Origin of the sequence: Klebsiella sp. ME-303 (assembly GCF_007910085.1) — a bacterium.
In the GTDB taxonomy this organism is placed as follows: domain Bacteria; phylum Pseudomonadota; class Gammaproteobacteria; order Enterobacterales; family Enterobacteriaceae; genus Klebsiella; species Klebsiella michiganensis.
This window is the reverse complement of record NZ_VOJB01000102.1, coordinates 17562-40899: the sequence shown is the minus strand read 5'-3', so window position 1 is coordinate 40899 and position 23338 is coordinate 17562. Positions and strand designations below refer to the sequence as shown.

The following is a 23338-nucleotide window of genomic DNA, read 5'->3' as shown; positions in this document are numbered from 1 at the left end:
TTCACTTTCTTTACTTTTTATTCACACCCTGCGCGAAACTCGCTCGGGCTGGCGCCGGTGCATTTCTTAAACACGCGCGAAAAGTAGAGCTGGTCCTCAAAACCGACGTTACGGCCAACGGTCGCGATCGGCATCCGCGTCGTGCTCAGCAGCAGCTTGGCCTGGCTAATGCGCTGATCCTCCCGCCACCCCAGTACGCTGATCCCCAGCTGCTGGCGGAACAGATGCGACAGGCGCGACGGCGACAGGCACACGTGCTGGGCGACGCTGGCAATATCGAAATGGCTGTCCGCCAGATGATCGCTGATGTACTGGCAGGCATCGCGCACCCGGTTATCCAGCGGCGGATGCAGCGATTCGTTGATAGCTTCCATGCGCCTGAGCAGCAGCTGCTCCATAAGATTGATCGCCAGCAGCTCGGAGTAACGCCCGGCGCCCTGCCCGGCCTCCACAATCTGCCCGAACAGTTCGCCAAAGCGCGCCTGCCACTGCTCATCCGGGCGGAAAAAGCCGGTCTGGGCAAAAATCGTTGGCCAGTTAAGCCATTCATGCCAGTAGGCGCGCGGCCGGAAATAGACCCACTGGTGATACCACTCGCGGGCATCGGGATGGCGGCCATAATGGTGAATCTCTCCCGGCGGGAACAGCAGCATATCGCCAGGCCGGCAGATAAACTGCTCCCCGTGGTTATTGATCACACCTTCGCCGCGAATCGTCAGATTAAGGATATAGCCCTTCATGCCCAGCGGACGGTCAATAAAGAAATCAAGATAGCCATCGGCTTCAATTGGCGTCAGGCCCGTCACCAGATGGGCGTTAAAAGAGTAACCCGGCAACAAAGGATCGTTTTGCGTTTCGGCCATAAACTCTGCTCTCCAGGAGACATTAAGGACACCAATTGTCCATACCTTGTATTTTATCCTCTGGCTGGTCGCTCATGCTGCGACGCGGGTTAGAAAATGAATTAAAACCCGCCTCTTCTCGATAAAAACTGAGCACGGCGCACAGTTCAGGCGCTTTCAGCGCATAACTGAAGTGTCTATAAAGACGGCAGGAAAGTCCACATTGAATATTTGCACGGCGTCACACTTTGCGACGTCACAGCAATATAGTCCATAAGATTAGCGAATACGGCCTGACGGTTTTCAGCCCAGATATCTACTGTTTCACCATGAATGATTTTTAGCATGGAGTAACAGTATGGCAATTGCGATTGGCCTCGATTTTGGCAGTGATTCAGTACGCGCCCTGGCGGTAGAGTGCGCGACCGGCGAAGAGCTCGCCGCAGGCGTCGAGTGGTATCCGCGCTGGCAGGAGGGGCTATTTTGCGATGGTCCGAACAACCAGTTCCGCCATCATCCACGCGACTATATCGAATCAATGGAAGCCGCGCTGAAAAGCGTCCTCGCCGCGCTTAGCGCCGAACAGCGCGCTGCCGTGGTGGGTATCGGCGTTGACAGCACCGGCTCCACCCCCGCGCCCATCGACGCCGACGGCAACGTGCTGGCGCTGCGCGACGAGTTCGCCAGCAACCCCAACGCCATGTTCGTGCTGTGGAAGGACCATACCGCGGTGGAGGAGGCGGAGGAGATTACCCGCCTGTGTCACCAGCCGGGCAAAGAGGATTACTCCCGCTATATCGGCGGTATCTACTCCAGCGAATGGTTCTGGGCCAAGATCCTCCACGTGACCCGCCAGGACAGCGCCGTCGCCGAGGCCGCCGCGTCGTGGATTGAGCTGTGCGACTGGGTGCCGGCCCTGCTTTCCGGGACCACCCGCCCGCAGGATATTCGTCGCGGCCGCTGCAGCGCCGGGCACAAATCCCTTTGGCATGAAAGCTGGGGCGGACTGCCGCCTGCCGGTTTCTTCGATGAACTCGACCCGATAATCAACCAGAGCCTGGCCTACCCGATGTTCAGCGATACCTGGACTGCGGATATCCCGGTCGGCACGCTCACCGCCGAATGGGCCGCGCGCCTGGGCCTGCCGCAAACCGTCGCCATCTCCGGCGGCGCATTCGACTGCCATATGGGCGCCGTCGGCGCCGGTGCGCAGCCAAACGCGCTGGTCAAAGTTATCGGCACCTCCACCTGCGACATTCTGATCGCCGATAAACAGAGCGTTGGCGAGCGCACGGTGCAAGGGATTTGCGGCCAGGTCGACGGCAGCGTCGTGCCTGACTTTATCGGTATGGAAGCGGGGCAATCCGCTTTTGGCGACATCTACGCCTGGTTTGGCCGCATTCTCGGCTGGCCGCTGGAGCAGCTGGCGCAGGCCCACCCGGAACTCAAAGAGCAGATCAAAGCCAGCCAGAAACAGCTGCTGCCCGCGCTGACCGACGCATGGGCAAAAAATCCGTCTCTTGACCACCTGCCGGTGGTGCTGGACTGGTTTAACGGCCGCCGTACGCCGAATGCCAACCAGCGTCTGAAAGGGGTCATTACCGATCTGAACCTCGCCACCGACGCCCCGGCGCTGTTCGGCGGACTGATTGCCGCCACCGCTTTTGGCGCCCGCGCCATTATGGAGTGCTTCACCGAACAGGGGATCCCGGTCAATAACGTGATGGCGCTCGGCGGCATCGCGCGCAAAAACCCGGTGATCATGCAGGCCTGCTGCGATGTGCTGAATCGCCCGCTGCAAATCGTCGCGTCCGATCAGTGCTGCGCCCTGGGCGCGGCTATCTTCGCCGCCGTTGCCGCCGGCGTATACCGCGATATCCCTGCCGCGCAGGAAAACATGGCCAGCCAGGTGGAAAGTACCCTGCAGCCTCGTCCGGCGCAGGCGCAACGCTTCGAACAACTCTATCAGCGCTACCAGCAGTGGTCGCTCAGCGCGGAACAACGTTATCTCCCTTCGACTGCAAAAGCGGAATCCGCGCCGCAATCTCAGGCAGCCCTCACCCATTAAGGACATGAAAATGACGATTTTTAATAACTATGAAGTGTGGTTCGTTATCGGTAGCCAGCATCTGTACGGCCCTGAAGCGCTACGTCAGGTGACAAAGCACGCAGAACATGTGGTGAACAGCCTGAATGCGGAAGCCAAACTGCCGTGCAAACTGGTGCTTAAGCCGCTGGGTACCACGCCGGATGAGATCACCCATATCTGCCGCGACGCAAACTACGATGATAAGTGCGCCGGGATGGTGGTGTGGCTGCATACCTTCTCGCCGGCGAAAATGTGGATCAATGGCCTCACGATCCTGAATAAACCGCTGATGCAGTTCCATACCCAGTTCAACGCGGCCCTGCCGTGGGACAGCATCGATATGGACTTTATGAACCTGAACCAGACCGCCCACGGCGGCCGCGAATTTGGCTTCATCGGCGCCCGCATGCGTCAGCAGCACAGCGTGGTGACCGGCCACTGGCAGGATAAAGAAGCCCATCAGCGCATCGGCGCGTGGATGCGCCAGGCGGTCTCTAAACAGGATACCCGCCACCTGAAAGTGTGCCGTTTCGGCGATAACATGCGCGAAGTGGCGGTCACCGACGGGGATAAAGTCGCCGCGCAGATTAAGTTTGGCTTCTCGGTTAACACCTGGGCGGTGGGCGATCTGGTGCAGGTCGTCAATGCGGTCACCGACGGTGAAATCAGCGCCCTGGTGGATGAGTATGAAAGCAGCTATCGCCTGACCCCCGCGGTGCAAATCCACGGCGATAAGCGGCAGAACCTTCTCGATGCCGCGCGCATTGAGCTGGGGATGAAGCGCTTCCTGGAACAGGGCGGCTTCCACGCGTTCACCACCACCTTTGAAGATTTACACGGCCTGAAACAGCTTCCGGGTCTCGCCGTGCAGCGTCTGATGCAGCAGGGCTACGGCTTTGCGGGCGAGGGCGACTGGAAAACCGCCGCTCTGCTTCGCATCATGAAGGTGATGGCAACCGGTCTGCAGGGCGGCACCTCCTTTATGGAGGATTACACCTACCACTTCGAGAAAGGCAACGATCTGGCGTTGGGCTCGCATATGCTGGAAGTCTGCCCGACCATCGCCACCCCTGAAAAACCGATTCTCGACGTGCAGCCGCTGGGCATCGGCGGGAAAGCCGATCCGGCGCGCATCATCTTTAACACCCAGACCGGCCCGGCGATCGTCGCCAGCCTGATCGATCTCGGCGATCGCTATCGTCTGCTGGTGAACACCATTGAAACGGTGAAAACGCCGCACGAACTGCCGAAGCTGCCGGTGGCCAACGCCTTGTGGAAAGCGCATCCGGATCTGCGCACCGCGTCCGAAGCCTGGATCATCGCCGGCGGCGCGCACCACACCGTCTTCAGCCATGCGCTCACCCTCGACGATATGCGCCAGTTTGCCGAGCTGCAGGATATCGAGCTGACCGTGATTGATAACGAAACCCGTCTGCCCTCCTTCAAGGACGCGCTGCGCTGGAACGAAGTGTATTACGGTTCAAAACGCTAAGGGCCGTCCCCTCACCCTCTCCCTGAGGGTGCGGGTGAGGGGAACTGACTCGCCAGCAATTCGGAGCACAGTATGTTAGAAGATCTTAAACGCCAGGTTCTCGAAGCCAACCTGGCCCTGCCAAAGCACAATCTGGTTACCCTCACCTGGGGCAACGTCAGCGCCGTCGACCGTGAACGGGGCGTGCTGGTGATTAAACCCTCCGGCGTCGACTACAGCGTCATGACCGCCGAGGATATGGTGGTGGTCAGCCTGGAGACCGGCGACGTGGTGGAAGGCAAGAAAAAGCCCTCTTCGGATACGCCAACCCACCGTCTGCTGTATCAGGCATTCCCGACGCTGGGCGGCATTGTTCATACCCATTCGCGTCACGCCACCATCTGGGCGCAGGCCGGACAGTCGATTCCCGCTACCGGCACCACCCACGCCGACTATTTCTACGGCGCGGTCCCCTGTACCCGTTTGATGACCGACGATGAGATCAACGGCGAGTACGAGTGGCAAACCGGCGAAGTGATCGTTGAAACCTTCCGTGAAAAAGGTATCGATCCGGCGCAAATGCCCGGCGTGCTGGTGCACTCGCACGGCCCGTTTGCCTGGGGGAAAAACGCCGAAGACGCGGTGCATAACGCTATCGTGCTGGAAGAGATCGCCTATATGGGCATCTTCTGCCGCCAGCTGGCGCCGCAGCTGCCGGAGATGCAGCAAACGCTGCTGGATAAACACTATCTGCGCAAGCACGGCGCGAAAGCCTATTACGGGCAGTAAGGCCGCAGCATTCCCGGCTCGCGCTGCGCTTAGCGGGGCTACAGGCTGGTAGCCCGGCTAAGTCCGGGAAACAGCGCGCCACACCTGTATAAAACCCCAGCATCATTTGGTGAACCAGGCTATAATCAGGCCTGGTTTTTACTGATGAGAGCACGGCGTGACGCAGCCACGAGCAGGTTTTTTACTCACCCGTCACTGGCGGGATACCCCGCAGGGCACCGAACTGACATTCTGGCTGGCGACCGATGACGGCCCGCTTGAGGTCACCCTGCCGCCGCAGGAATCCGTCGCGTTCATTCCCGAATCGCAGCGCCCGCAGGCTGAACGCCTGCTGCAGGGCGAAAACGGCCATCGCCTTGCTGCGCTCACTCTGCAAGATTTTCATCGCCAGCGGGTGTTTGGTCTCTACTGCCGCGCTCACCGCCAGCTGATGCGGCTGGAAAAAAAGCTGCGCGAAAACGGCGTCACGGTATATGAAGGCGACGTTCGCCCGCCGGAGCGCTATCTGATGGAGCGCTTTATCACCGCCCCGGTGTGGGTTGAAGGCGAGTCGCGCGGTCAGCGGCTGGTCAACGCGCGGATGAAGCCCAATCCCCACTACCGGCCGCCCCTAAAGTGGGTGTCGCTGGACATCGAAACCAGCCGCCACGGCGAGCTCTACTGCATCGGCCTTGAAGGCTGCGGCCAGCGGGTCGTCTATATGTTAGGGCCGGAACCGGCCACCCCGCCTGCCGTCGATTTCGAACTGGAGTACGTCGCCAGCCGCCCGCTGCTGCTGGAAAAGCTTAACGCCTGGTTTGCCGCCCACGACCCGGACGTGCTGATCGGCTGGAACGTGGTGCAGTTTGATTTACGCGTCCTGCAAAAGCACGCCGAGCGCTATCGCATCCCGCTGCTGCTCGGCCGCGGCAACAGCGAACTGGAGTGGCGCGAACACGGTTTTAAGAATGGCGTCTTCTTTGCTCAGGCCAACGGCCGCCTGATTATCGATGGCATCGAGGCGCTGAAATCCGCGTTCTGGAACTTCTCCTCTTTTGCGCTGGAGTCGGTCGCCCGCGAGCTGCTCGGCGAGGGCAAGGCCATTGATAATCCTTGGGATCGGATGGATGAAATCGATCGCCGCTTTCACCAGGATAAACCGGCGCTGGCCACCTATAACCTGCAGGACTGCGAGCTGGTCACGCGCATCTTCCATAAAACCGAGATCATGCCGTTTTTGCTGGAGCGCGCGACGGTCAACGGCCTGCCCGCGGATCGCCACGGCGGTTCGGTCGCCGCCTTCAGCCATCTCTATTTCCCGCGCATGCACCGGCTCGGCTACGTCGCGCCGAACCTCGGTGAAGTGCCGCCGCAGGCCAGCCCCGGCGGCTACGTGATGGACTCCCGCCCCGGCCTCTACGACTCGGTGCTGGTGCTGGACTACAAAAGCCTGTACCCGTCGATTATCCGCACCTTTCTGATCGACCCGGTAGGGCTGGTGGAAGGTCTGGCGCAGCCCGATGACGCCCACAGCACCGAAGGCTTTCTCGGCGCGCGCTTCTCGCGAGAAAGACACTGCCTGCCGGGGATCGTCGGGCAAATCTGGCACGGGCGCGACGAGGCCAAGCAGCATAAAAACAAACCGCTGTCGCAGGCGCTGAAAATCATTATGAACGCCTTCTACGGCGTGCTCGGTACCAGCGCCTGCCGCTTTTTCGATCCGCGTCTGGCCTCATCCATCACCATGCGCGGCCACGCGATTATGCGCCAGACCAAAGCGCTGATTGAATCCCAGGGCTATGACGTTATCTACGGCGATACCGACTCCACCTTCGTGTGGCTCAAGCGATCCCACAGCGAAGAGGAAGCCAGCAGCATCGGCCGCTCGCTGGTGGCCTTCGTCAACGAATGGTGGGCGGCGGAGCTGAGCAAAGAGGGGCTTGTCAGCACCCTCGAGCTGGAGTTCGAAACCCACTTCTGCCGCTTTCTCATGCCCACCATTCGCGGCGCGGATACCGGCAGTAAAAAGCGCTACGCCGGGATGATTCAGGAAGGCAGCGAGCAGCGCATGGTGTTTAAAGGGCTGGAGACGGTACGCACCGACTGGACGCCGCTGGCCCAGCAGTTTCAGCAGGAGCTTTATCTGCGCATTTTCCGCCATCAGCCCTATCGCGATTACGTGCGCGAAACCATTGATAAGCTGATGAACGGCGAGCTTGACGATCGGCTGGTCTACCGCAAGCGCCTGCGCCGTCCGCTGGCGGAGTATCAGCGCAACGTGCCGCCGCACGTGCGCGCGGCCAGGCTCGCTGATGAGCAAAACGTCAGGCTGGGCAGGCCGCAGCAGTATCAGCAGCGCGGCAGCATTAAATACGTCTGGACTACCGGCGGGCCGGAGCCGGTGGATTATCAGCAGTCACCGCTGGATTATGAACACTATCTTTCTAAGCAATTAGAGCCTGTCGCCGAAGGAATACTTCCCTTTGTCGACGACGATTTTGCTACAATAGTGACGGGGCAGCTGGGGCTATTTTGATTTTTTCTCACTCATTCCGCTGGCGCAAAAGCCGCAAAATGAAGGGTGAGGAGGACGTGACGAACGTTCCGCCATCCAGTAATATAGCGCCCTTTCCATTCCTGGACCCAATTTTGACGTATCTCCGATTCTCCATGGAGATGCTCAACTATTGCCTGCAATCAAAGAACTAAAGAGCCGAACATATATGCCTTTTACACTTGGTCAACGCTGGATTAGCGACACAGAGAGCGAACTGGGATTAGGGACGGTCGTTGCGCTGGACGCGCGCATGGTGACCCTGCTTTTCCCCGCCATCGGCGAAAACCGTCTGTACGCACGCAACGACTCCCCAATCACCCGCGTGATGTTTAACCCGGGCGATACCATCACCAGCCACGAAGGCTGGCAACTCCAGGTTGACGAAGTTAATGAAGAGAACGGTCTGCTGGCCTACACCGGCACCCGCCTCGATACCCAGGAAGCCAACGTTACCCTGCGTGAAGTGCTCCTCGACAGCAAGCTGGTCTTCAGCAAACCGCAGGACCGTCTGTTCGCCGGACAGATCGACCGTATGGATCGTTTCGCCCTGCGCTATCGAGCGCGTAAATTCCAGAGCGAACAGTACCGCATGCCGTGGAGCGGCCTGCGCGGCCAGCGCACCAGCCTGATCCCGCATCAGCTGAATATCGCCCACGACGTTGGCCGCCGCCACGCGCCGCGCGTCCTGCTGGCGGATGAAGTAGGTTTAGGTAAAACCATTGAAGCCGGGATGATCCTGCATCAGCAGTTGCTCTCCGGCGCCGCGGAACGCGTCCTGATCGTCGTCCCGGAAACCCTGCAGCACCAGTGGCTGGTGGAAATGCTGCGCCGCTTTAACCTGCGCTTCTCGCTGTTTGACGATGAGCGCTATGCCGAAGCGCAGCACGACGCGATTAACCCGTTCGAAACCGAACAGCTGGTGATCTGTTCGCTGGATTTCGTGCGCCGCAGCAAGCAGCGCCTGGAACACCTGTGCGAAGCCGAATGGGATCTGATGGTCGTTGATGAAGCGCACCACCTGGTCTGGAGCGAAGACGCCCCGAGCCGGGAATATCAGGCGATTGAACAGCTGGCCGAATGCGTGCCGGGCATTCTGCTGCTCACCGCGACGCCGGAGCAGCTGGGAATGGAGAGCCACTTCGCCCGCCTGCGCCTGCTCGACCCCAACCGTTTCCACGACTTCGCCCAGTTTGTTGAAGAGCAGCAGAACTACCGTCCGGTTGCCGACGCGGTCGCCCTGCTGCTGGCCGGTAATAAGCTGAGCGACGCCGATCTGAACGCGCTGAGCGATCTGATCGGCGAACAGGATATTGAACCATTATTGCAGGCCGCCAACAGCGATCGCGATGATGCCCAGGCCGCTCGTCAGGAGCTGGTGTCGATGCTGATGGACCGCCACGGCACCAGCCGCGTGCTGTTCCGCAACACCCGTAACGGCGTCAAAGGTTTCCCGAAACGCGAGCTGCATACGATTCGTCTGCCGCTGCCGACCCAGTACCAGACGGCCATTAAGGTTTCCGGCATTATGGGCGCCCGCAAAACCGCCGAAGAGCGCGCCCGCGACATGCTCTATCCGGAGCAAATTTATCAGGAATTTGAAGGCGATACCGGCACCTGGTGGAACTTCGATCCGCGCGTTGAATGGCTGATGGGCCATCTCACCAGCCACCGCTCGCAGAAAGTGCTGGTCATCTGCGCCAAAGCGGCCACCGCGCTGCAGCTGGAGCAGGTCCTGCGCGAGCGCGAAGGCATTCGCGCCGCGGTGTTCCACGAAGGGATGTCGATTATCGAACGCGACCGCGCCGCCGCCTGGTTCGCCGAGGAAGATACCGGCGCTCAGGTGCTGCTGTGTTCTGAGATCGGCTCCGAAGGCCGCAACTTCCAGTTCGCCAGCAATCTGGTGATGTTCGACCTGCCGTTCAACCCGGATCTGCTGGAGCAGCGTATCGGCCGTCTTGACCGTATCGGCCAGGCTCACGATATTCAGATCCACGTTCCCTATCTGGAAAGAACCGCCCAGTCGGTGCTGGTGCGCTGGTATCACGAAGGCCTGGACGCGTTCGAGCACACCTGCCCGACCGGCCGTACCGTCTACGACAGCGTGCATAACGAACTGATCAACTATCTTGCCACGCCGGAAAATACCGACGGCTTCGACGACCTGATCAAAGCCTGCCGCCAGCAGCATGAAGCGCTGAAAGCGCAGCTGGAACAGGGCCGCGACCGTCTGCTGGAGATCCACTCCAACGGCGGAGAAAAAGCCCAGCAGCTTGCGGAAAGCATTGAAGAACAGGATGACGACACCAGCCTGATCGCCTTCTCCATGAACCTGTTTGATATCGTCGGCATCAACCAGGACGATCGCGGTGAGAATCTGATTGTCCTGACCCCCTCCGACCATATGCTGGTCCCGGATTTCCCGGGCCTGCCGGAAGATGGCTGCACCATTACCTTTGAGCGTGACGTCGCCCTGTCCCGCGAAGACGCGCAGTTCATCACCTGGGAGCATCCGCTGATTATCAACGGTCTGGATCTGATCCTCTCCGGCGATACCGGCAGCAGCACCATTTCGCTGCTGAAGAATAAAGCGCTGCCGGTAGGTACTCTGCTGCTGGAGCTGATTTACGTCGTTGAAGCGCAGGCGCCGAAGCATCTGCAGCTCAACCGCTTCCTGCCGCCGACGCCGGTGCGCATGCTGCTCGACAAAAACGGCAACAACCTCGCCGGTCAGGTGGAGTTCGAAAGCTTCAACCGTCAGCTGAGCGCGGTTAACCGCCACACCGGCAGCAAGCTGGTCAACGCCGTCCAGCAGGACGTCCACGCGATTTTACAGCAGGGCGAAGGGCAGGTAGCCAAAGCGGCCCAGGCGCTGATCGACGCCGCGCGTAAAGAAGCCGACGATAAGCTGACGGCCGAGCTGTCGCGCCTTGAAGCGCTGCGCGCCGTGAACCCGAACATCCGCGATGATGAACTGACGGCTATCGAGAGCAACCGTCAGCAGGTTATGGACGCGCTGGCGCAGGCGGGCTGGCGCCTGGATGCGCTGCGCTTAATCGTGGTCACCCACCAGTAACGGAACGCGAATATGGCGATGGAAAACTACAATCCGCCGCAGGATCCCTGGCTGGTTATCCTCTACCAGGATGAGCACATTATGGTGGTCAACAAGCCAAGCGGCCTGTTGTCCGTGCCGGGCCGGCTTGCCGAGCACAAAGACAGCGTGATGGCGCGCGTTCAGCGCGACTTCCCGCAGGCCGAGTCGGTGCACCGGCTGGATATGGCGACCAGCGGCGTGATTGTGGTGGCCCTGACCAAAGCGGCAGAGCGCGAGCTGAAGCGGCAGTTCCGCGAACGGGAGCCGAAAAAGCAGTACGTCGCCCGCGTCTGGGGGCATCCGGAGAAAACCGAGGGTCTGGTGGATTTACCGCTGATTTGCGACTGGCCGAACCGGCCAAAGCAGAAGGTGTGTTACGAAACCGGCAAAGCGGCGCAAACCGAGTATGAAGTGCTGGAGTTGGCGGCGGACAACACCGCCCGCGTGCGCCTGAAGCCGATTACCGGGCGTTCGCATCAGCTGCGCGTGCATATGCTGGCGCTGGGCCATCCGATTCTTGGCGACCGCTTTTATGCGTCGCCGGAAGCGCTGGCCTTGGCGCCGCGTCTGCTGCTGCACGCCGAAACGCTGACCATCACCCACCCCGCTTTCGGTAATACGATGACGTTTCGCGCGCCGATCGACTTCTGACCGTACCTCTCTGTCCCGGGTCGTGCCGCCAGCGGCTCACCCGGGCAACTCCTCGCTCATCAATGCCGCGGAAAACGGGCGTCAGTCGCGGGCAAACCACGCATCAATCATCTGCTCAACGCGGGCCACAACCTGCCCGGTGTCATGACGGCGGCTGCGCGCGCAGGCGTGCGCGGGCTCGTCGCACAGCAGGCAGCGGCGCTGGTTCTCCCCCATTGACTGACGGCCAACCAGGCCATTTTTCGGGCAAATGACGTCAATATCCCACAGGCGGCCCAGCGGATGGGTATGCTCAAGATCGGTACAGAAGGCTTTGATTTCACTGGCGGCGTGATCGACGCACCACAGCGCTTCCGGCCCGGTCGGCAGCCACAGCACCTGGCGATCCAGCGTCTGCCAGCGGTGTTTCCACAGCATCTGATCGCAGGCCTGCAGCGCCACCCCCATCATATTACGGTAGCGAATGCTGTCTTTCACCGCGCCCGGCGTCACCAGGGTCAGCGAAATCACCGGCCGCTGATAATGGGCTAACCAGTCGGCCTGGCGCGCGGCGCGCTGCTCTTTCGCCGCCAGCAGCGCTTCCATGCTTACGCCCTCACGGGCGAGAGTATCCACTGACATTTGTTTCTCTCCTCACTTAATAAAAGGCAGCGGACAGGCTGCCGTCGCAGTCGCGAATAATGGCGCTGATTGTATCGCTAAACGATCCCTGTTTTGGAGACGGGGCGCAGATATTTTCTGCGCCATTTAGCACGAAAAAGCAGACTTAGCGGTTATAAAAAAGTTAAATCAGGCCAGAAAGTGACTGAGGAACAGCAGACCCAGCGAAACATTAATCGCGCCGCCGATCCGGGTTGCGATCTGCGCGAACGGCATCAGGTTCATGCGGTTGCCGGAGGTCAGAATCGCCACGTCGCCGGTACCGCCCTGACCGCTCTGGCAGCAGGAGACAATCGCCACGTCAATCGGGTACATGCCAATCTTTTTGCCGACCAGGAAACCGGTCGCCACCAGCGCCGTTACGGTGCTGATAATCACCAGCAAATTGGTCACGGTAAAGGCGTTGACCAGCTCCTGCCATGGGGTGATCGCCACGCCGACGGCAAACAGAATCGGATAGGTGACCGCCGTGCGGAAGAACTTATACACCATCTGCGAACCTTCCTGCAGGCGCGGAGAGACGCCGTTCACCAGCTTCAGCAGCACCGCGAGGAACAGCATGCCCACCGGCGCGGGCAGGCCGATGGTCTTCTGCCCCAGCATACCCAGCATATAAAGCAGCACCGCCAGCAGCGCGCCGGAGGCCAGCGTTGTCACGTCCATTTTGCCCTCGGCGGGCGTTTCGCGATGCGTCTCGTTGCGGCGGTTCGGCATCAGCTGCCCCTCCCCGGTCAAATGCGGGAAACGCTTGCCCAGTTGGTTCAAACAGCCGGAGATAACGATCGCCGTCAGGCTGCCCAGCATTACCATTGGCAGCACGCGCCCAAGCGCCACGCCCTGATCCATATGCATCAGCGCGGCGTAGCCAATCGACAGCGGGATCGCCCCCTCGCCAACGCCACCGGCCATGATCGGCAGGACGATAAAGAAGAACACCTGAAACGGCTCCAGCCCCAGCGCGGTACCGACGCCGACGCCGACCACCATGCCGACGATTTCGCCGCACAGCATCGGGAAGAAAATCCGCAGAAAACCCTGAATCAGCGTGGTGCGGTTCATGCTCATAATGCTGCCGACGATAATGCAGCAGATATAAAGATAAAGAATGTTGGTCGACTTATAGAATTTGGTGGTCGACTCCACCACCACCTCCGGCAGCAGGCCGTAATGCACCAGCGCAGAAGGGATGAAGGTCGCGCAGATGGCCGCCGCGCCGAGCTTGCCGAGTACCGGCAGCCGTTTACCGAATTCGCCGCAGGCAAAACCGAAAAAGGCCAGCGTCGCTACCATCACGACGATATCGCTCGGCAGCTTGCCGCCCAGGCAGTCCAGCGCGATCAGGCCGCCGGCCAGCAAAAAGAGCGGCAGCGGGATAATACCGACTTTCCAGTTATCGAGGATATGCCACCAGCGCTGCTTAAGCGCGGGTTTCGGCGTATTAATAGGGTCGATGGTTGCAGAGAATGCATTGTCTGTGGTGCTCATAATTAAGCCCTCTGGTTATTATTACTTTTCAGGTTAGAGGGCCACGTGCGGAGTTAATGTGAGGATCGGCAGATTAAAAAAGAAGTTTTAATGGTCACTATGGTTTTTATGGTTTCTATTATTATTGTGAAACCGCTCTGATTTATTGCCGTGGTTTTTAAGGTTTTTAAATCCAGCGCCTGATTAACCTTGATAAATTCCCCGCCAGCGGATAATTGTGGTTCCCGGACGCTCTTGTGACGTTCACCGGTTTCCCTCAGCCACGATGCCGGCAGCGAAAAAATGATACGCTGCCGTATCCCTGATACTGTGCATTATACTTATGAAGGTTTCATTTCAGTTTAAGCTGTTCATTTCGCTGGTCGCTTTTTTCTCAGTGCTGTTTGCGCTGCTGGGCGTGTATTACTATTTCGACGCCAGCCATCAGCTTTATCAGGAAATGAGCGCCCGCGCGAAAATACAGGCAGAAGAAATCGCGCTGATGCCGGATTTACGTCAGCAGGTGGCGCGTGAAGACGCGCTGGCGACAAAGCCTTTTATGCAAAATATCGCCGCCCACAGCGACGCCAGTTTTATCGTCATTGGCGATAAGCGGGGCGTGCATCTGTTTCACTCTGTCCATCCGGAGTGGGTCGGCACGCGGCTGGTTGGCGGCGATAACCAGCCGGTACTTGAGGGGAAAAGCACGACCACCATCCGCAAAGGGGGACTCGGTATTTCCCTGCGCAGCAAAGCGCCCATTTTCGATGACGCGGGTCGGGTCGTTGGCATTGTCTCCGTCGGCTACCTCACCAGCTATCTCGACAGCATCACGCTGGCAAAAGTCATCAATATTTTCATCGCCGCGGTGCTGCTGCTTATCGCGCTGTTTATCTTCTCCTGGTACTTCACCCGCAGCATTAAGAAACAAATTTTCTCGCTGGAGCCGCGCGAAATCGGCCTGCTGGTACGTCAGCAAAAAGCGATGATGGAGTCGATATACGAAGGGGTGATTGTGATTGACCATCACCGGCGTATTGAAGTGATAAACCACGCCGCCCGCAGCCTGCTCGGACTGAGCCAGCCCGCGCACCAGCTGCGCGGTAAGTCTATCGATAGCGTCATTACGCCGCAGCCGTTTTTCGCCGGCGGAGAGATGTTCGAAAGCGATACCCACGACGAGCTGTGCCGTTTTAATCAGCTGACGGTACTCGCCAGCCGGGTGCGAATCATGCTGGAGAATGCGCTCCAGGGCTGGGTGATCACCTTCCGCGACCGCGATGAAATCAACTCCCTGAGCGCCCAGCTCAGCCAGGTAAAACGCTACGTTGATAATCTGCGCATCATGCGCCATGAACAGCTCAACCGGATGACGACCCTCTCCGGCCTGCTGCATATGGGCCACTATGATGAGGCGATTCGCTATATTCAGGCGCAGTCGGAGCATGCCCAGGAGCTGCTGGACTTTATTTCATCGCACTTTAATTCGCCGACGCTGTGCGGCCTGCTGCTGGGTAAAGCCGCCCGCGCGCGGGAAAAAGGGGTTGAGCTGAGCTTTGACCCGGCCTGCCGCATCGACCGCCCGCTGCCGTCGTTGATGGAGTCCGAGCTTATCTCTATCATCGGTAATCTGCTGGATAACGCCATTGAAGCCACCCAGCGCGCCGAACTGCCGCACGAACCGGTCGAGATCCTGATTCAGCTCAACGCCCGGGAATTAATGATTGAAGTCGCCGATCGCGGCGTCGGTATTCGTCCGGAGATCCGCGAGCATATATTTGAGCGCGGCGTCACCACCAAAACCCGCGGCGATCACGGTATTGGACTGTATCTTATTGAGCGCTATGTCACCCAGGCTGGCGGCACGATTGAAGTGGCCGACAACGCGCCGCGCGGGGCGATTTTCACGCTGTTTATTCCCGCCAGCGGGCCAGCCCATCCGCAAGAAGAGACGCACTATGCATCATGACCTGGTCGATGTCCTGATCGTTGAAGATGAAAGCGAACTGGCGCGGCTGCACGCCGAGCTTATCCAGAAACACCCGCGCATGCGGCTGACCGGCACGGCGGCCTCTCTCGCCCAGGCGCGGCAGATACTCAACGCCAGACCGCCGCAGCTGGTGCTGCTGGATAACTACCTGCCGGACGGCAAAGGGGTCACCCTGATGAACGACCCTATTATGGCCCATGCTAACTGCTCGGTGATCTTTATCACCGCCGCCAGCGACATGGAAACCTGTAGCCAGGCAATCCGCAACGGCGCCTTCGACTACATTCTTAAGCCGGTATCATGGAAGCGCCTGAGCCAGTCCCTTGAACGGTTCGTGCAGTTCTACGATCAGCAGCGCGAATGGAAAATCGTCGACCAGCAGAACGTGGATTCGCTGTATCAGCTGCAGGCTAAAAACTACCGAGCCGATAGCGGCAGTAAAGGCATTGAAGAAAAAACGCTGGCGCTGGTGCAGAGCCTGTTTATCGGCGAAGAAGAGCGCTGCTTTTCGGTTGATGACGTGGTGAGCGAGGCTGGCTTGAGCAAAACCACGGCCCGTCGCTATCTGGAGCACTGCGTGGAAATCGGCTTTCTGGAGGTGGAAATGCTGTACGGCAAGATTGGCCATCCGCGGCGTATGTACCGCCGCGCCGCCAGCGTATCGTGACGCCTCTCCCACCCGGGAGAGGCCGGTCGTTTAGAAGCCGCGCTGCTCTTTAATCAGTTCCCAGGCTTTCTGGATCTCCTGCGCTTTCTGCTTAGCCATCTCCATCATTTCCGGCGGTAGCCCTTTCGCCACCAGCTTATCCGGATGGTGCTCGCTCATCAGCTTACGATAGGCGCGCTTGACGGTGGCGGCATCGTCGGTCGGTTTGACGCCCAGCACATTGCAGGCATCTTCAAGGGTTGGCCCGCGCTGCGCCTGCTGCCAGCCGGCGTTGCCGCCGCGCTGGCCGTAAGATTGCTGCTGCGAACCGCCGCCAAACTGCGCCCCGCCCTGCATCATGCGCAGGAACTGTTCGAACTGAGCGCGGGAGATGCCCAGCTCGTCGGCAATCACAAACAGCACGTCACGTTCGTTGGGATGCAGTTCGCCGTCGGCGAAAGCCGCCTGCAGCTGAATTTCCAGAAACATCCGAATTAAATCAAAACGCCCAAAGCAGACGCTGCGCAGCTGGCGCATTTTCTCCCGCAGCGGGTAATCATCTGATTTCCCTACGCGAAACGCGTGCTGGGCCGCGGTACGCGCTTCGCCGTGCAGGTTCATGCGATCCATCAGCAAATTGGCGACCTGAATATCGGCTTCGGTGACCCGCCCTTTCGATTTGGTCAGATGCCCCATCACTTCAAACGTCGTCGAGAAGAACAGCGACTGGCGCTCCTGCTGATTAGCAAAGACGTTCAGCCGGCGGCTGCGCGCGCGGTCAAACATATGCCCGATTAAGAAGCCCAGCACCACGCCCCAAAAGCCGCCGCCCATCATCAACGCAACCGCAACGCCAATTATTTTACCCAAATACTGCATAGACTCCCCAATCTCTCTGCCGCCAGTTAAGCTATATCTGACCGCACGTTACAAAGCGTTTACGCCTCGGTCAATTGTGGGACATAGCCTATAATTTGCTTTATCATACTCGTCATTCTACACGGTGCCTAACGCTCGGGCTCGAAACGGGCAGGATTAACACTAGCGCGATTTAGACGAGTACGTTAGGCTCTGACCGTTTGCAAGCCGCTGCCACACGATGACGGAACAACAAATACAACGTATGAAAAAACGTATTCCCAGCCTCCTGGCCACCATGATTGCCAGCGCCTTGTATAGCCAACAGGGCCTCGCTGCCGATCTCGCCACGCAGTGTATGCTTGGCGTACCAAGCTACAATCGTCCTTTGGTTGAAGGGAAACCCAACGACCTGCCGGTGACGATCGATGCCGATCATGCGAAAGGCAACTATCCTGATAACGCCGTATTTACCGGCAACGTTGATATCAATCAGGGGAACAGCCGACTGCAGGCCGATGAAGTGCAGCTTCACCAGCAGCAGGCCGCGGGCCAGCCGCAGCCGGTGCGCACGGTCGACGCCCTCGGCAACGTTCACTATGATGACAATCAGGTGATCCTCAAAGGGCCGAAAGCCTGGTCGAATCTGAACACCAAAGATACCAACGTCTGGCAGGGCGATTACCAAATGGTTGGCCGTCAGGGGCGCGGTACCGCTGACCTGATGAAACAGCGCGGTGAAAACCGCTATACCATCTTAGAAAACGGCAGCTTCACCTCCTGTCTGCCGGGCTCTGACACCTGGAGCGTGGTCGGCAGTGAAGTCATCCACGACCGCGAAGAACAGGTCGCTGAGATCTGGAACGCCCGCTTCAAGCTCGGTTCCGTACCGATTTTTTATAGTCCCTACCTGCAGCTGCCGGTGGGCGACAAGCGTCGTTCGGGCTTCCTGATCCCCAACGCCAAATACAGCACCAAAAACGGCGTCGAGTTCTATCTTCCTTACTACTGGAACATCGCCCCGAACTTCGACGCCACGCTGACGCCGCACTATATGAGCAAGCGCGGCGGCGTCATGTGGGAGAACGAATTCCGCTATCTGACCAAAGCAGGAACCGGCCTAATCGAGTTCGACTACCTGCCTTCGGATAAAATTTACCAGGACGATCACTCTGGCGACAGCAATAGCCGCCGCTGGCTGTTCTACTGGAACCATTCTGGCGTCGTAGACCAGGTGTGGCGCTTCAACGCCGACTACACCAAAGTCAGCGACCCGGACTACTTTAACGACTTCAGCTCTAAATACGGTTCCAGTACCGATGGCTACGCGACGCAGAAGCTCAGCGCCGGCTACGCGAATCAGAACTTTGACGCCACCGTATCGACCAAGCAGTTCCAGGTCTTTAACCGCGACTCAAGCAACGCCTATTCAGCCGAGCCGCAGCTGGACGTGAACTACTACCAGAACGATGTCGGCCCGTTTGATACCCATCTTTATGGCCAGGCGGTGCATTTTGTTAACTCGAACAGCAGAATGCCGGAAGCAACGCGCGTTCACTTCGAGCCAACCATCAATCTGCCGCTGTCTAACGGCTGGGGAAGCATCAATACTGAGGCAAAACTGCTGGCAACCCATTACCAGCAAAGCAACCTTGATGACTACAATGCGGCCAACGGTACCGATTACAAAGACTCCGTTAACCGCGTCATGCCGCAGTTTAAAGTCGATGGTAAAATGGTTTTCGAGCGCGATATGCAGGAGAACTATACCCAGACGCTTGAGCCGCGGATGCAGTATCTGTATATCCCCTATCGTGACCAGAGCAAGATCGGCAGCTACGACTCAACCCTGCTGCAGTCGGACTACAGCGGCCTGTTCCGCGACCGTACCTATAGCGGCCTCGACCGTATCGCTTCCGCCAACCAGGTCTCCACCGGCGTCACATCTCGCGTTTATGATGCCGCCGCCGTTGAACGTTTTAATATTTCCGTTGGTCAAATCTACTATTTCACCGAGGCACGTACCGGTGACGACAACATCAACTGGGAGAACAACGACACGCGAGGTTCACTGGTATGGGCTGGCGATACCTACTGGCGCATCGCCGATGACTGGGGTTTACGCGGGGGAATTCAGTACGATACGCGTCTGGATAACGTCGCAACCGGCAGCGGAACCGTGGAATACCGTCGCGACGAAAACCGTTTAGTACAACTTAACTATCGTTATGCGAGCCCGGAATACATTCAGGCGACCCTGCCGTCTTATTCCACCGCTAAGCAGTACAAAGATGGTATCTCGCAGGTGGGGATGACCGCCAGCTGGCCAATCGTCGATCGTTGGGCAGTCGTCGGCGCGTATTACTACGACACGAATACCAGAAAGTCAGCGAACCAGATGTTAGGGGTTCAGTATAGCTCCTGCTGCTACGCTATCCGCGTCGGCTATGAACGTAAGATCAACGGCTGGGATAACAGCAGCAGCGAAAGCAAATACGACAACACCTTCGGCTTTAACATTGAGCTGCGCGGCCTGAGCTCCAACTACGGTCTCGGCACCCAGCAGATGCTGCGTTCGAACATTTTACCGTACCAGAGCTCCCTGTGATGTGGCTGGTTTACACGTAATCCGCAATTGCGGTTAATTGAAATGGAAAAAGTATGAAGAACTGGAAAACGCTGCTTCTCGGTATCGCCATGATCGCGAATACCAGTTTCGCTGCCCCACAGGTTGTCGATAAAGTAGCGGCTGTCGTCAATAATGGCGTTGTTCTTGAAAGCGACGTCGATGGCTTGATGCAATCGGTAAAACTGAACGCCGGCCAGGCCGGGCAGCAGCTGCCGGATGACGCCACCCTGCGTCATCAGATCCTTGAGCGTCTGATCATGGACCAGATTGTCCTGCAGATGGGCCAGAAAATGGGCGTGAAGATCTCTGACGATCAGCTCGACCAGGCCATCGCCAACATCGCCAAACAAAACAACATGACCATGGATCAGATGCGCAGCCGTCTGGCCTATGACGGTATCAACTACAGCACCTACCGTAATCAGATTCGTAAAGAGATGCTGATTTCGGAAGTACGTAACAACGAAGTCCGTCGTCGTATCACCGTTCTGCCGCAGGAAGTTGAAACCCTGGCCAAACAGATTGGCGATCAGAACGACGCCAGCACCGAGCTGAATCTCAGCCACATACTGATCCCGCTGCCGGAAAACCCAACGTCCGAGCAGGTGGCAGAGGCTCAGGATCAGGCCAATTCAGTGGTTCAGCAGGCGCGCAGCGGCGCGGACTTTGGCAAACTGGCTATCACCTACTCTGCCGACCAGCAGGCGCTGAAAGGCGGCCAGATGGGCTGGGGCCGGATTCAGGAACTGCCGGGCATCTTCGCCCAGGCGCTGAGCACCGCGAAAAAAGGCGATATCGTCGGCCCGATACGTTCCGGCGTGGGCTTCCATATCCTGAAAATTAACGATATGCGCGGCGGCAGCCAGAACATCTCCGTGACCGAAGTTCACGCTCGCCATATCCTGCTGAAACCGTCGCCGATCATGAACGACGATCAGGCTCGGGCGAAGCTGGAGCAGATCGCGGCGGATATTAAGAGTGGAAAAACCACCTTTGCCAAAGCGGCAAAAGAGTTCTCTGAAGATCCGGGCTCTGCCAACCAGGGCGGTGATTTAGGCTGGGCGACGCCGGATATCTTCGATCCGGCCTTCCGCGACGCCATTCTGCGCCTCAATAAAGGCCAGACCAGCGCTCCGGTTCACTCCTCCTTCGGCTGGCACCTGATTGAGCTGCTGGATACCCGCAACGTCGACAGAACCGACGCCGCGCAAAAAGATCGTGCTTACCGCATGCTGATGAACCGTAAGTTCTCTGAAGAAGCGGCGACCTGGATGCAGGAACAGCGCGCCAGCGCCTACGTGAAGGTTCTGAGCAACTAATTGCATTAGCCTCATACACAACATCGCTCAGGGTGTATCGAGGCGGCTGAGCAAATCGCCCCGGTCTCTGACGGGGGCGACGAAGCGCAGCCAGTAAGAGACCGCCTGAAGGATGACGTGTATGAATCGAGTTGTTATCACTCCCGGTGAACCCGCCGGGATTGGCCCCGACCTCGTTGTGCAGCTTGCGCAGCGCGACTGGCCGGTAGAGCTGGTGATCTGCGCCGATGGCGCTCTGCTGTCTGACCGGGCGAACCTGCTCGGTCTTCCTTTATCGCTTCTGCCTTACAACCCCACCGCTCCCGCTACGCCGCAGCGTGCAGGTACCCTGACCCTTCTCCCCGTCGCGCTCAACGCGCCGGTTGAACCGGGCGTGCTCAACGTCAGCAACGGCAGCTACGTGGTGGAAACGCTGGCCCGCGCCTGCGATGGCTGCCTGAACGGCGAATTCGCCGCGCTGATTACCGGGCCGGTGCACAAGGGCATTATTAACGATGCGGGGATCGCCTTTACCGGTCATACCGAGTTCTTTGAAGAGCGCTCGCAGGCCAGTAAAGTGGTGATGATGCTGGCGACCGAAGCGCTGCGCGTGGCGCTGGTGACCACTCACCTGCCGCTAAAAGCGATAAGCGATGCGATTACCCCTGAGCTGCTGCGGGAAATCATCACTATCCTGGATCACGATCTGCGCACCAAATTTGGTATCAGCAACCCGCACGTGCTGGTTTGCGGCCTGAACCCGCACGCGGGCGAAGGCGGCCATATGGGGATGGAAGAGATCGATACCATCATTCCGGTGCTCGAAGAGATGCGCGCGAAGGGGATGAATCTCAGCGGCCCGCTGCCGGCGGATACCCTGTTTCAGCCGAAATACCTCGACCAAGCCGATGCGGTACTCGCGATGTATCACGATCAGGGCCTGCCCGTGCTAAAATACCAGGGCTTTGGCCGCGGCGTGAACATTACGCTCGGTTTACCATTTATTCGCACTTCCGTTGACCACGGCACCGCGCTTGAACTTGCGGGCCAGGGGAAAGCGGAAGTCGGCAGTTTTATCACGGCGCTTAATCTCGCCATTAAAATGATTGTTAATACTCAATGAATAATCGAGTCCATCAGGGCCACTTAGCCCGTAAACGCTTCGGGCAAAACTTTCTCAACGATCAGTTTGTGATCGACAGCATTGTCTCGGCCATCAATCCACAAAAAGGCCAGGCGATTGTTGAAATCGGCCCCGGCCTCGCCGCGCTGACCGAACCGGTCGGTGAACGCCTCGACCAGCTCACCGTTATCGAGCTGGACCGCGACCTGGCCGCTCGTCTGCAGACGCATCCGTTCCTCGGACCTAAGCTGACGATTTATCAGCAGGACGCGATGACCATGAACTTCGGCGAGCTGTCGCAGAACATGGGCCAGCCGCTGCGCGTATTCGGCAACCTGCCGTACAACATCTCGACCCCGCTGATGTTCCATCTGTTCAGCTATACTGATGCCATTGCCGATATGCACTTTATGCTGCAAAAAGAGGTCGTCAATCGCCTGGTTGCCGGGCCGAACAGTAAGGCGTATGGTCGGTTAAGCGTAATGGCGCAGTACTACTGCCAGATCATTCCGGTGCTTGAAGTTCCGCCGAGCGCCTTTACGCCGCCGCCTAAAGTCGATTCCGCCGTGGTGCGTCTGGTGCCTTACCGCACGCTGCCGCATCCGGTGAAAGAAGTGCGCGTACTGAGCCGTATCACGACGGAAGCCTTTAACCAGCGTCGGAAAACGATCCGCAACAGTCTCGGCAACCTGTTCAGCGTTGAGGTTCTGACCGAACTGGGCATCGATCCGGCGAAGCGCGCAGAGAATATTTCCGTAGCGCAGTACTGTCAGCTAGCTAACTGGTTATCTGAGAACGCGCCCACCAAGGAGAGCTAACCATGATTAATTCGCCCCGAGTTTGTGTACAGGTGCAAAGCGTCTACATCGAATCGCAATCTTCTCCGCAAGAAGAGCGCTACGTCTTCGCTTATACCGTGACCATTCGCAATCTGGGGCGGACGCAGGTTCAGCTTCTTGGCCGCTACTGGCTTATCACCAACGGCCACGGTCGTGAGACCGAAGTCCAGGGTGAAGGCGTGGTCGGCGAGCAGCCGCATATTCCGGCCGGCGGCGAATATCAATATACCAGCGGCGCGGTCATTGAAACGCCGCTGGGCACCATGCAGGGACATTATGCGATGATCGATGTGAACGGCGCGCCGTTCACCATCGAAATCCCTGTTTTCCGTCTCGCAGTACCCACTCTCATCCATTAA

General features: G+C 58.6%; 17 protein-coding genes. 13 read left to right on the top strand and 4 right to left on the bottom strand.

Features of this window, described 5'->3' with window-relative positions:
- Positions 1-17: 17 nt before the first annotated feature.
- Positions 18-863: an arabinose operon transcriptional regulator AraC gene (gene araC, locus FQK12_RS24305; RefSeq protein ID WP_004098545.1), complete on the bottom strand. Its 846-nt coding sequence runs from the start codon at positions 861-863 to the stop codon at positions 18-20.
- A gap of 337 nt (positions 864-1200) precedes the next feature.
- Here araC and araB point away from each other — a divergent pair, with 337 nt between their 5' ends.
- From araB to rluA, 6 genes are all read left to right on the top strand, one after another.
- A complete protein-coding gene (gene araB, locus FQK12_RS24300; RefSeq protein ID WP_014227901.1) occupies positions 1201-2910 on the top strand; it encodes a ribulokinase in 1710 nt (569 codons plus the stop codon).
- Positions 2911-2920: 10 nt separating this feature from the next.
- Complete coding sequence (gene araA, locus FQK12_RS24295; protein WP_004098541.1) at positions 2921-4423, top strand: L-arabinose isomerase; 1503 nt, start codon at positions 2921-2923, stop codon at positions 4421-4423.
- Positions 4424-4495: 72 nt separating this feature from the next.
- Positions 4496-5191, top strand: a complete 696-nt coding sequence (gene araD, locus FQK12_RS24290; RefSeq protein WP_014227900.1) for an L-ribulose-5-phosphate 4-epimerase — start codon at positions 4496-4498, stop codon at positions 5189-5191.
- Positions 5192-5348: 157 nt separating this feature from the next.
- Positions 5349-7706 (top strand): DNA polymerase II, encoded by a 2358-nt coding sequence (gene polB, locus FQK12_RS24285; protein ID WP_014227899.1) that lies wholly within the window; start codon positions 5349-5351, stop codon positions 7704-7706.
- 187 nt (positions 7707-7893) lie between these two features.
- Complete coding sequence (gene rapA, locus FQK12_RS24280; protein WP_014227898.1) at positions 7894-10800, top strand: RNA polymerase-associated protein RapA; 2907 nt, start codon at positions 7894-7896, stop codon at positions 10798-10800.
- A gap of 12 nt (positions 10801-10812) precedes the next feature.
- A complete protein-coding gene (gene rluA / locus FQK12_RS24275) occupies positions 10813-11472 on the top strand; it encodes a bifunctional tRNA pseudouridine(32) synthase/23S rRNA pseudouridine(746) synthase RluA (protein ID WP_014227897.1) in 660 nt (219 codons plus the stop codon).
- An 81-nt stretch (positions 11473-11553) separates the two neighbouring features.
- On the opposite strand, the gene citX is transcribed toward rluA, so the two are convergent.
- Positions 11554-12093, bottom strand: a complete 540-nt coding sequence (citX, locus tag FQK12_RS24270) for a citrate lyase holo-[acyl-carrier protein] synthase (RefSeq protein WP_004098536.1) — start codon at positions 12091-12093, stop codon at positions 11554-11556.
- Between the two features lie 168 nt (positions 12094-12261).
- Entirely contained in the window at positions 12262-13617 is a 1356-nt protein-coding gene (locus FQK12_RS24265) for a 2-hydroxycarboxylate transporter family protein (protein ID WP_004098535.1), read from the bottom strand.
- Between the two features lie 322 nt (positions 13618-13939).
- Here FQK12_RS24265 and FQK12_RS24260 point away from each other — a divergent pair, with 322 nt between their 5' ends.
- The gene (locus FQK12_RS24260) at positions 13940-15565 is read left to right on the top strand and encodes a sensor histidine kinase (RefSeq protein ID WP_014227896.1); all 1626 of its coding nucleotides are present in this window, start codon (positions 13940-13942) and stop codon (positions 15563-15565) included.
- On the top strand, positions 15555-16253 hold the full coding sequence (locus FQK12_RS24255; protein WP_014227895.1) for a response regulator: 699 nt from the start codon (positions 15555-15557) through the stop codon (positions 16251-16253). Before FQK12_RS24260 ends, FQK12_RS24255 begins: the two co-directional genes overlap by 11 nt.
- Positions 16254-16283: 30 nt before the next feature.
- Here the strand turns inward: FQK12_RS24255 and djlA are convergent, their stop codons facing one another.
- Positions 16284-17111 (bottom strand): co-chaperone DjlA, encoded by an 828-nt coding sequence (djlA, locus tag FQK12_RS24250; RefSeq protein ID WP_014227894.1) that lies wholly within the window; start codon positions 17109-17111, stop codon positions 16284-16286.
- A 244-nt stretch (positions 17112-17355) separates the two neighbouring features.
- Between djlA and lptD the strand changes: the two genes are divergently transcribed.
- The 5 genes from lptD (at position 17356) to apaG (ending at position 23338) form a co-directional block, all read left to right on the top strand.
- Positions 17356-19698: an LPS assembly protein LptD gene (lptD, locus tag FQK12_RS24245; protein WP_014227893.1), complete on the top strand. Its 2343-nt coding sequence runs from the start codon at positions 17356-17358 to the stop codon at positions 19696-19698.
- 53 nt (positions 19699-19751) lie between these two features.
- Positions 19752-21038: a peptidylprolyl isomerase SurA gene (surA, locus tag FQK12_RS24240; protein ID WP_004098530.1), complete on the top strand. Its 1287-nt coding sequence runs from the start codon at positions 19752-19754 to the stop codon at positions 21036-21038.
- 121 nt (positions 21039-21159) lie between these two features.
- Complete coding sequence (pdxA, locus tag FQK12_RS24235; protein WP_014227892.1) at positions 21160-22140, top strand: 4-hydroxythreonine-4-phosphate dehydrogenase PdxA; 981 nt, start codon at positions 21160-21162, stop codon at positions 22138-22140.
- On the top strand, positions 22137-22958 hold the full coding sequence (rsmA, locus tag FQK12_RS24230; protein WP_014227891.1) for a 16S rRNA (adenine(1518)-N(6)/adenine(1519)-N(6))-dimethyltransferase RsmA: 822 nt from the start codon (positions 22137-22139) through the stop codon (positions 22956-22958). The genes pdxA and rsmA overlap by 4 nt, the downstream gene beginning before the upstream one ends.
- 2 nt (positions 22959-22960) lie before the next feature.
- Positions 22961-23338, top strand: a complete 378-nt coding sequence (apaG, locus tag FQK12_RS24225; protein ID WP_004098526.1) for a Co2+/Mg2+ efflux protein ApaG — start codon at positions 22961-22963, stop codon at positions 23336-23338.

Bases quoted from the DNA above. Each gene is read 5' to 3' on its own strand.
- pdxA (WP_014227892.1), top strand. From the start codon at position 21,160: ATGAATCGAGTTGTTATCACTCCCGGTGAACCCGCCGGGATTGGCCCC.
- djlA (WP_014227894.1), bottom strand. From the start codon at position 17,111: ATGCAGTATTTGGGTAAAATAATTGGCGTTGCGGTTGCGTTGATGATG.
- citX (WP_004098536.1), bottom strand. From the start codon at position 12,093: ATGTCAGTGGATACTCTCGCCCGTGAGGGCGTAAGCATGGAAGCGCTG.
- rluA (WP_014227897.1), top strand. From the start codon at position 10,813: ATGGCGATGGAAAACTACAATCCGCCGCAGGATCCCTGGCTGGTTATC.
- surA (WP_004098530.1), top strand. From the start codon at position 19,752: ATGAAGAACTGGAAAACGCTGCTTCTCGGTATCGCCATGATCGCGAAT.
- FQK12_RS24265 (WP_004098535.1), bottom strand. From the start codon at position 13,617: ATGAGCACCACAGACAATGCATTCTCTGCAACCATCGACCCTATTAAT.
- FQK12_RS24260 (WP_014227896.1), top strand. From the start codon at position 13,940: ATGAAGGTTTCATTTCAGTTTAAGCTGTTCATTTCGCTGGTCGCTTTT.
- lptD (WP_014227893.1), top strand. From the start codon at position 17,356: ATGAAAAAACGTATTCCCAGCCTCCTGGCCACCATGATTGCCAGCGCC.
- araC (WP_004098545.1), bottom strand. From the start codon at position 863: ATGGCCGAAACGCAAAACGATCCTTTGTTGCCGGGTTACTCTTTTAAC.
- araB (WP_014227901.1), top strand. From the start codon at position 1,201: ATGGCAATTGCGATTGGCCTCGATTTTGGCAGTGATTCAGTACGCGCC.
- apaG (WP_004098526.1), top strand. From the start codon at position 22,961: ATGATTAATTCGCCCCGAGTTTGTGTACAGGTGCAAAGCGTCTACATC.
- rsmA (WP_014227891.1), top strand. From the start codon at position 22,137: ATGAATAATCGAGTCCATCAGGGCCACTTAGCCCGTAAACGCTTCGGG.
- araD (WP_014227900.1), top strand. From the start codon at position 4,496: ATGTTAGAAGATCTTAAACGCCAGGTTCTCGAAGCCAACCTGGCCCTG.
- araA (WP_004098541.1), top strand. From the start codon at position 2,921: ATGACGATTTTTAATAACTATGAAGTGTGGTTCGTTATCGGTAGCCAG.
- rapA (WP_014227898.1), top strand. From the start codon at position 7,894: ATGCCTTTTACACTTGGTCAACGCTGGATTAGCGACACAGAGAGCGAA.
- FQK12_RS24255 (WP_014227895.1), top strand. From the start codon at position 15,555: ATGCATCATGACCTGGTCGATGTCCTGATCGTTGAAGATGAAAGCGAA.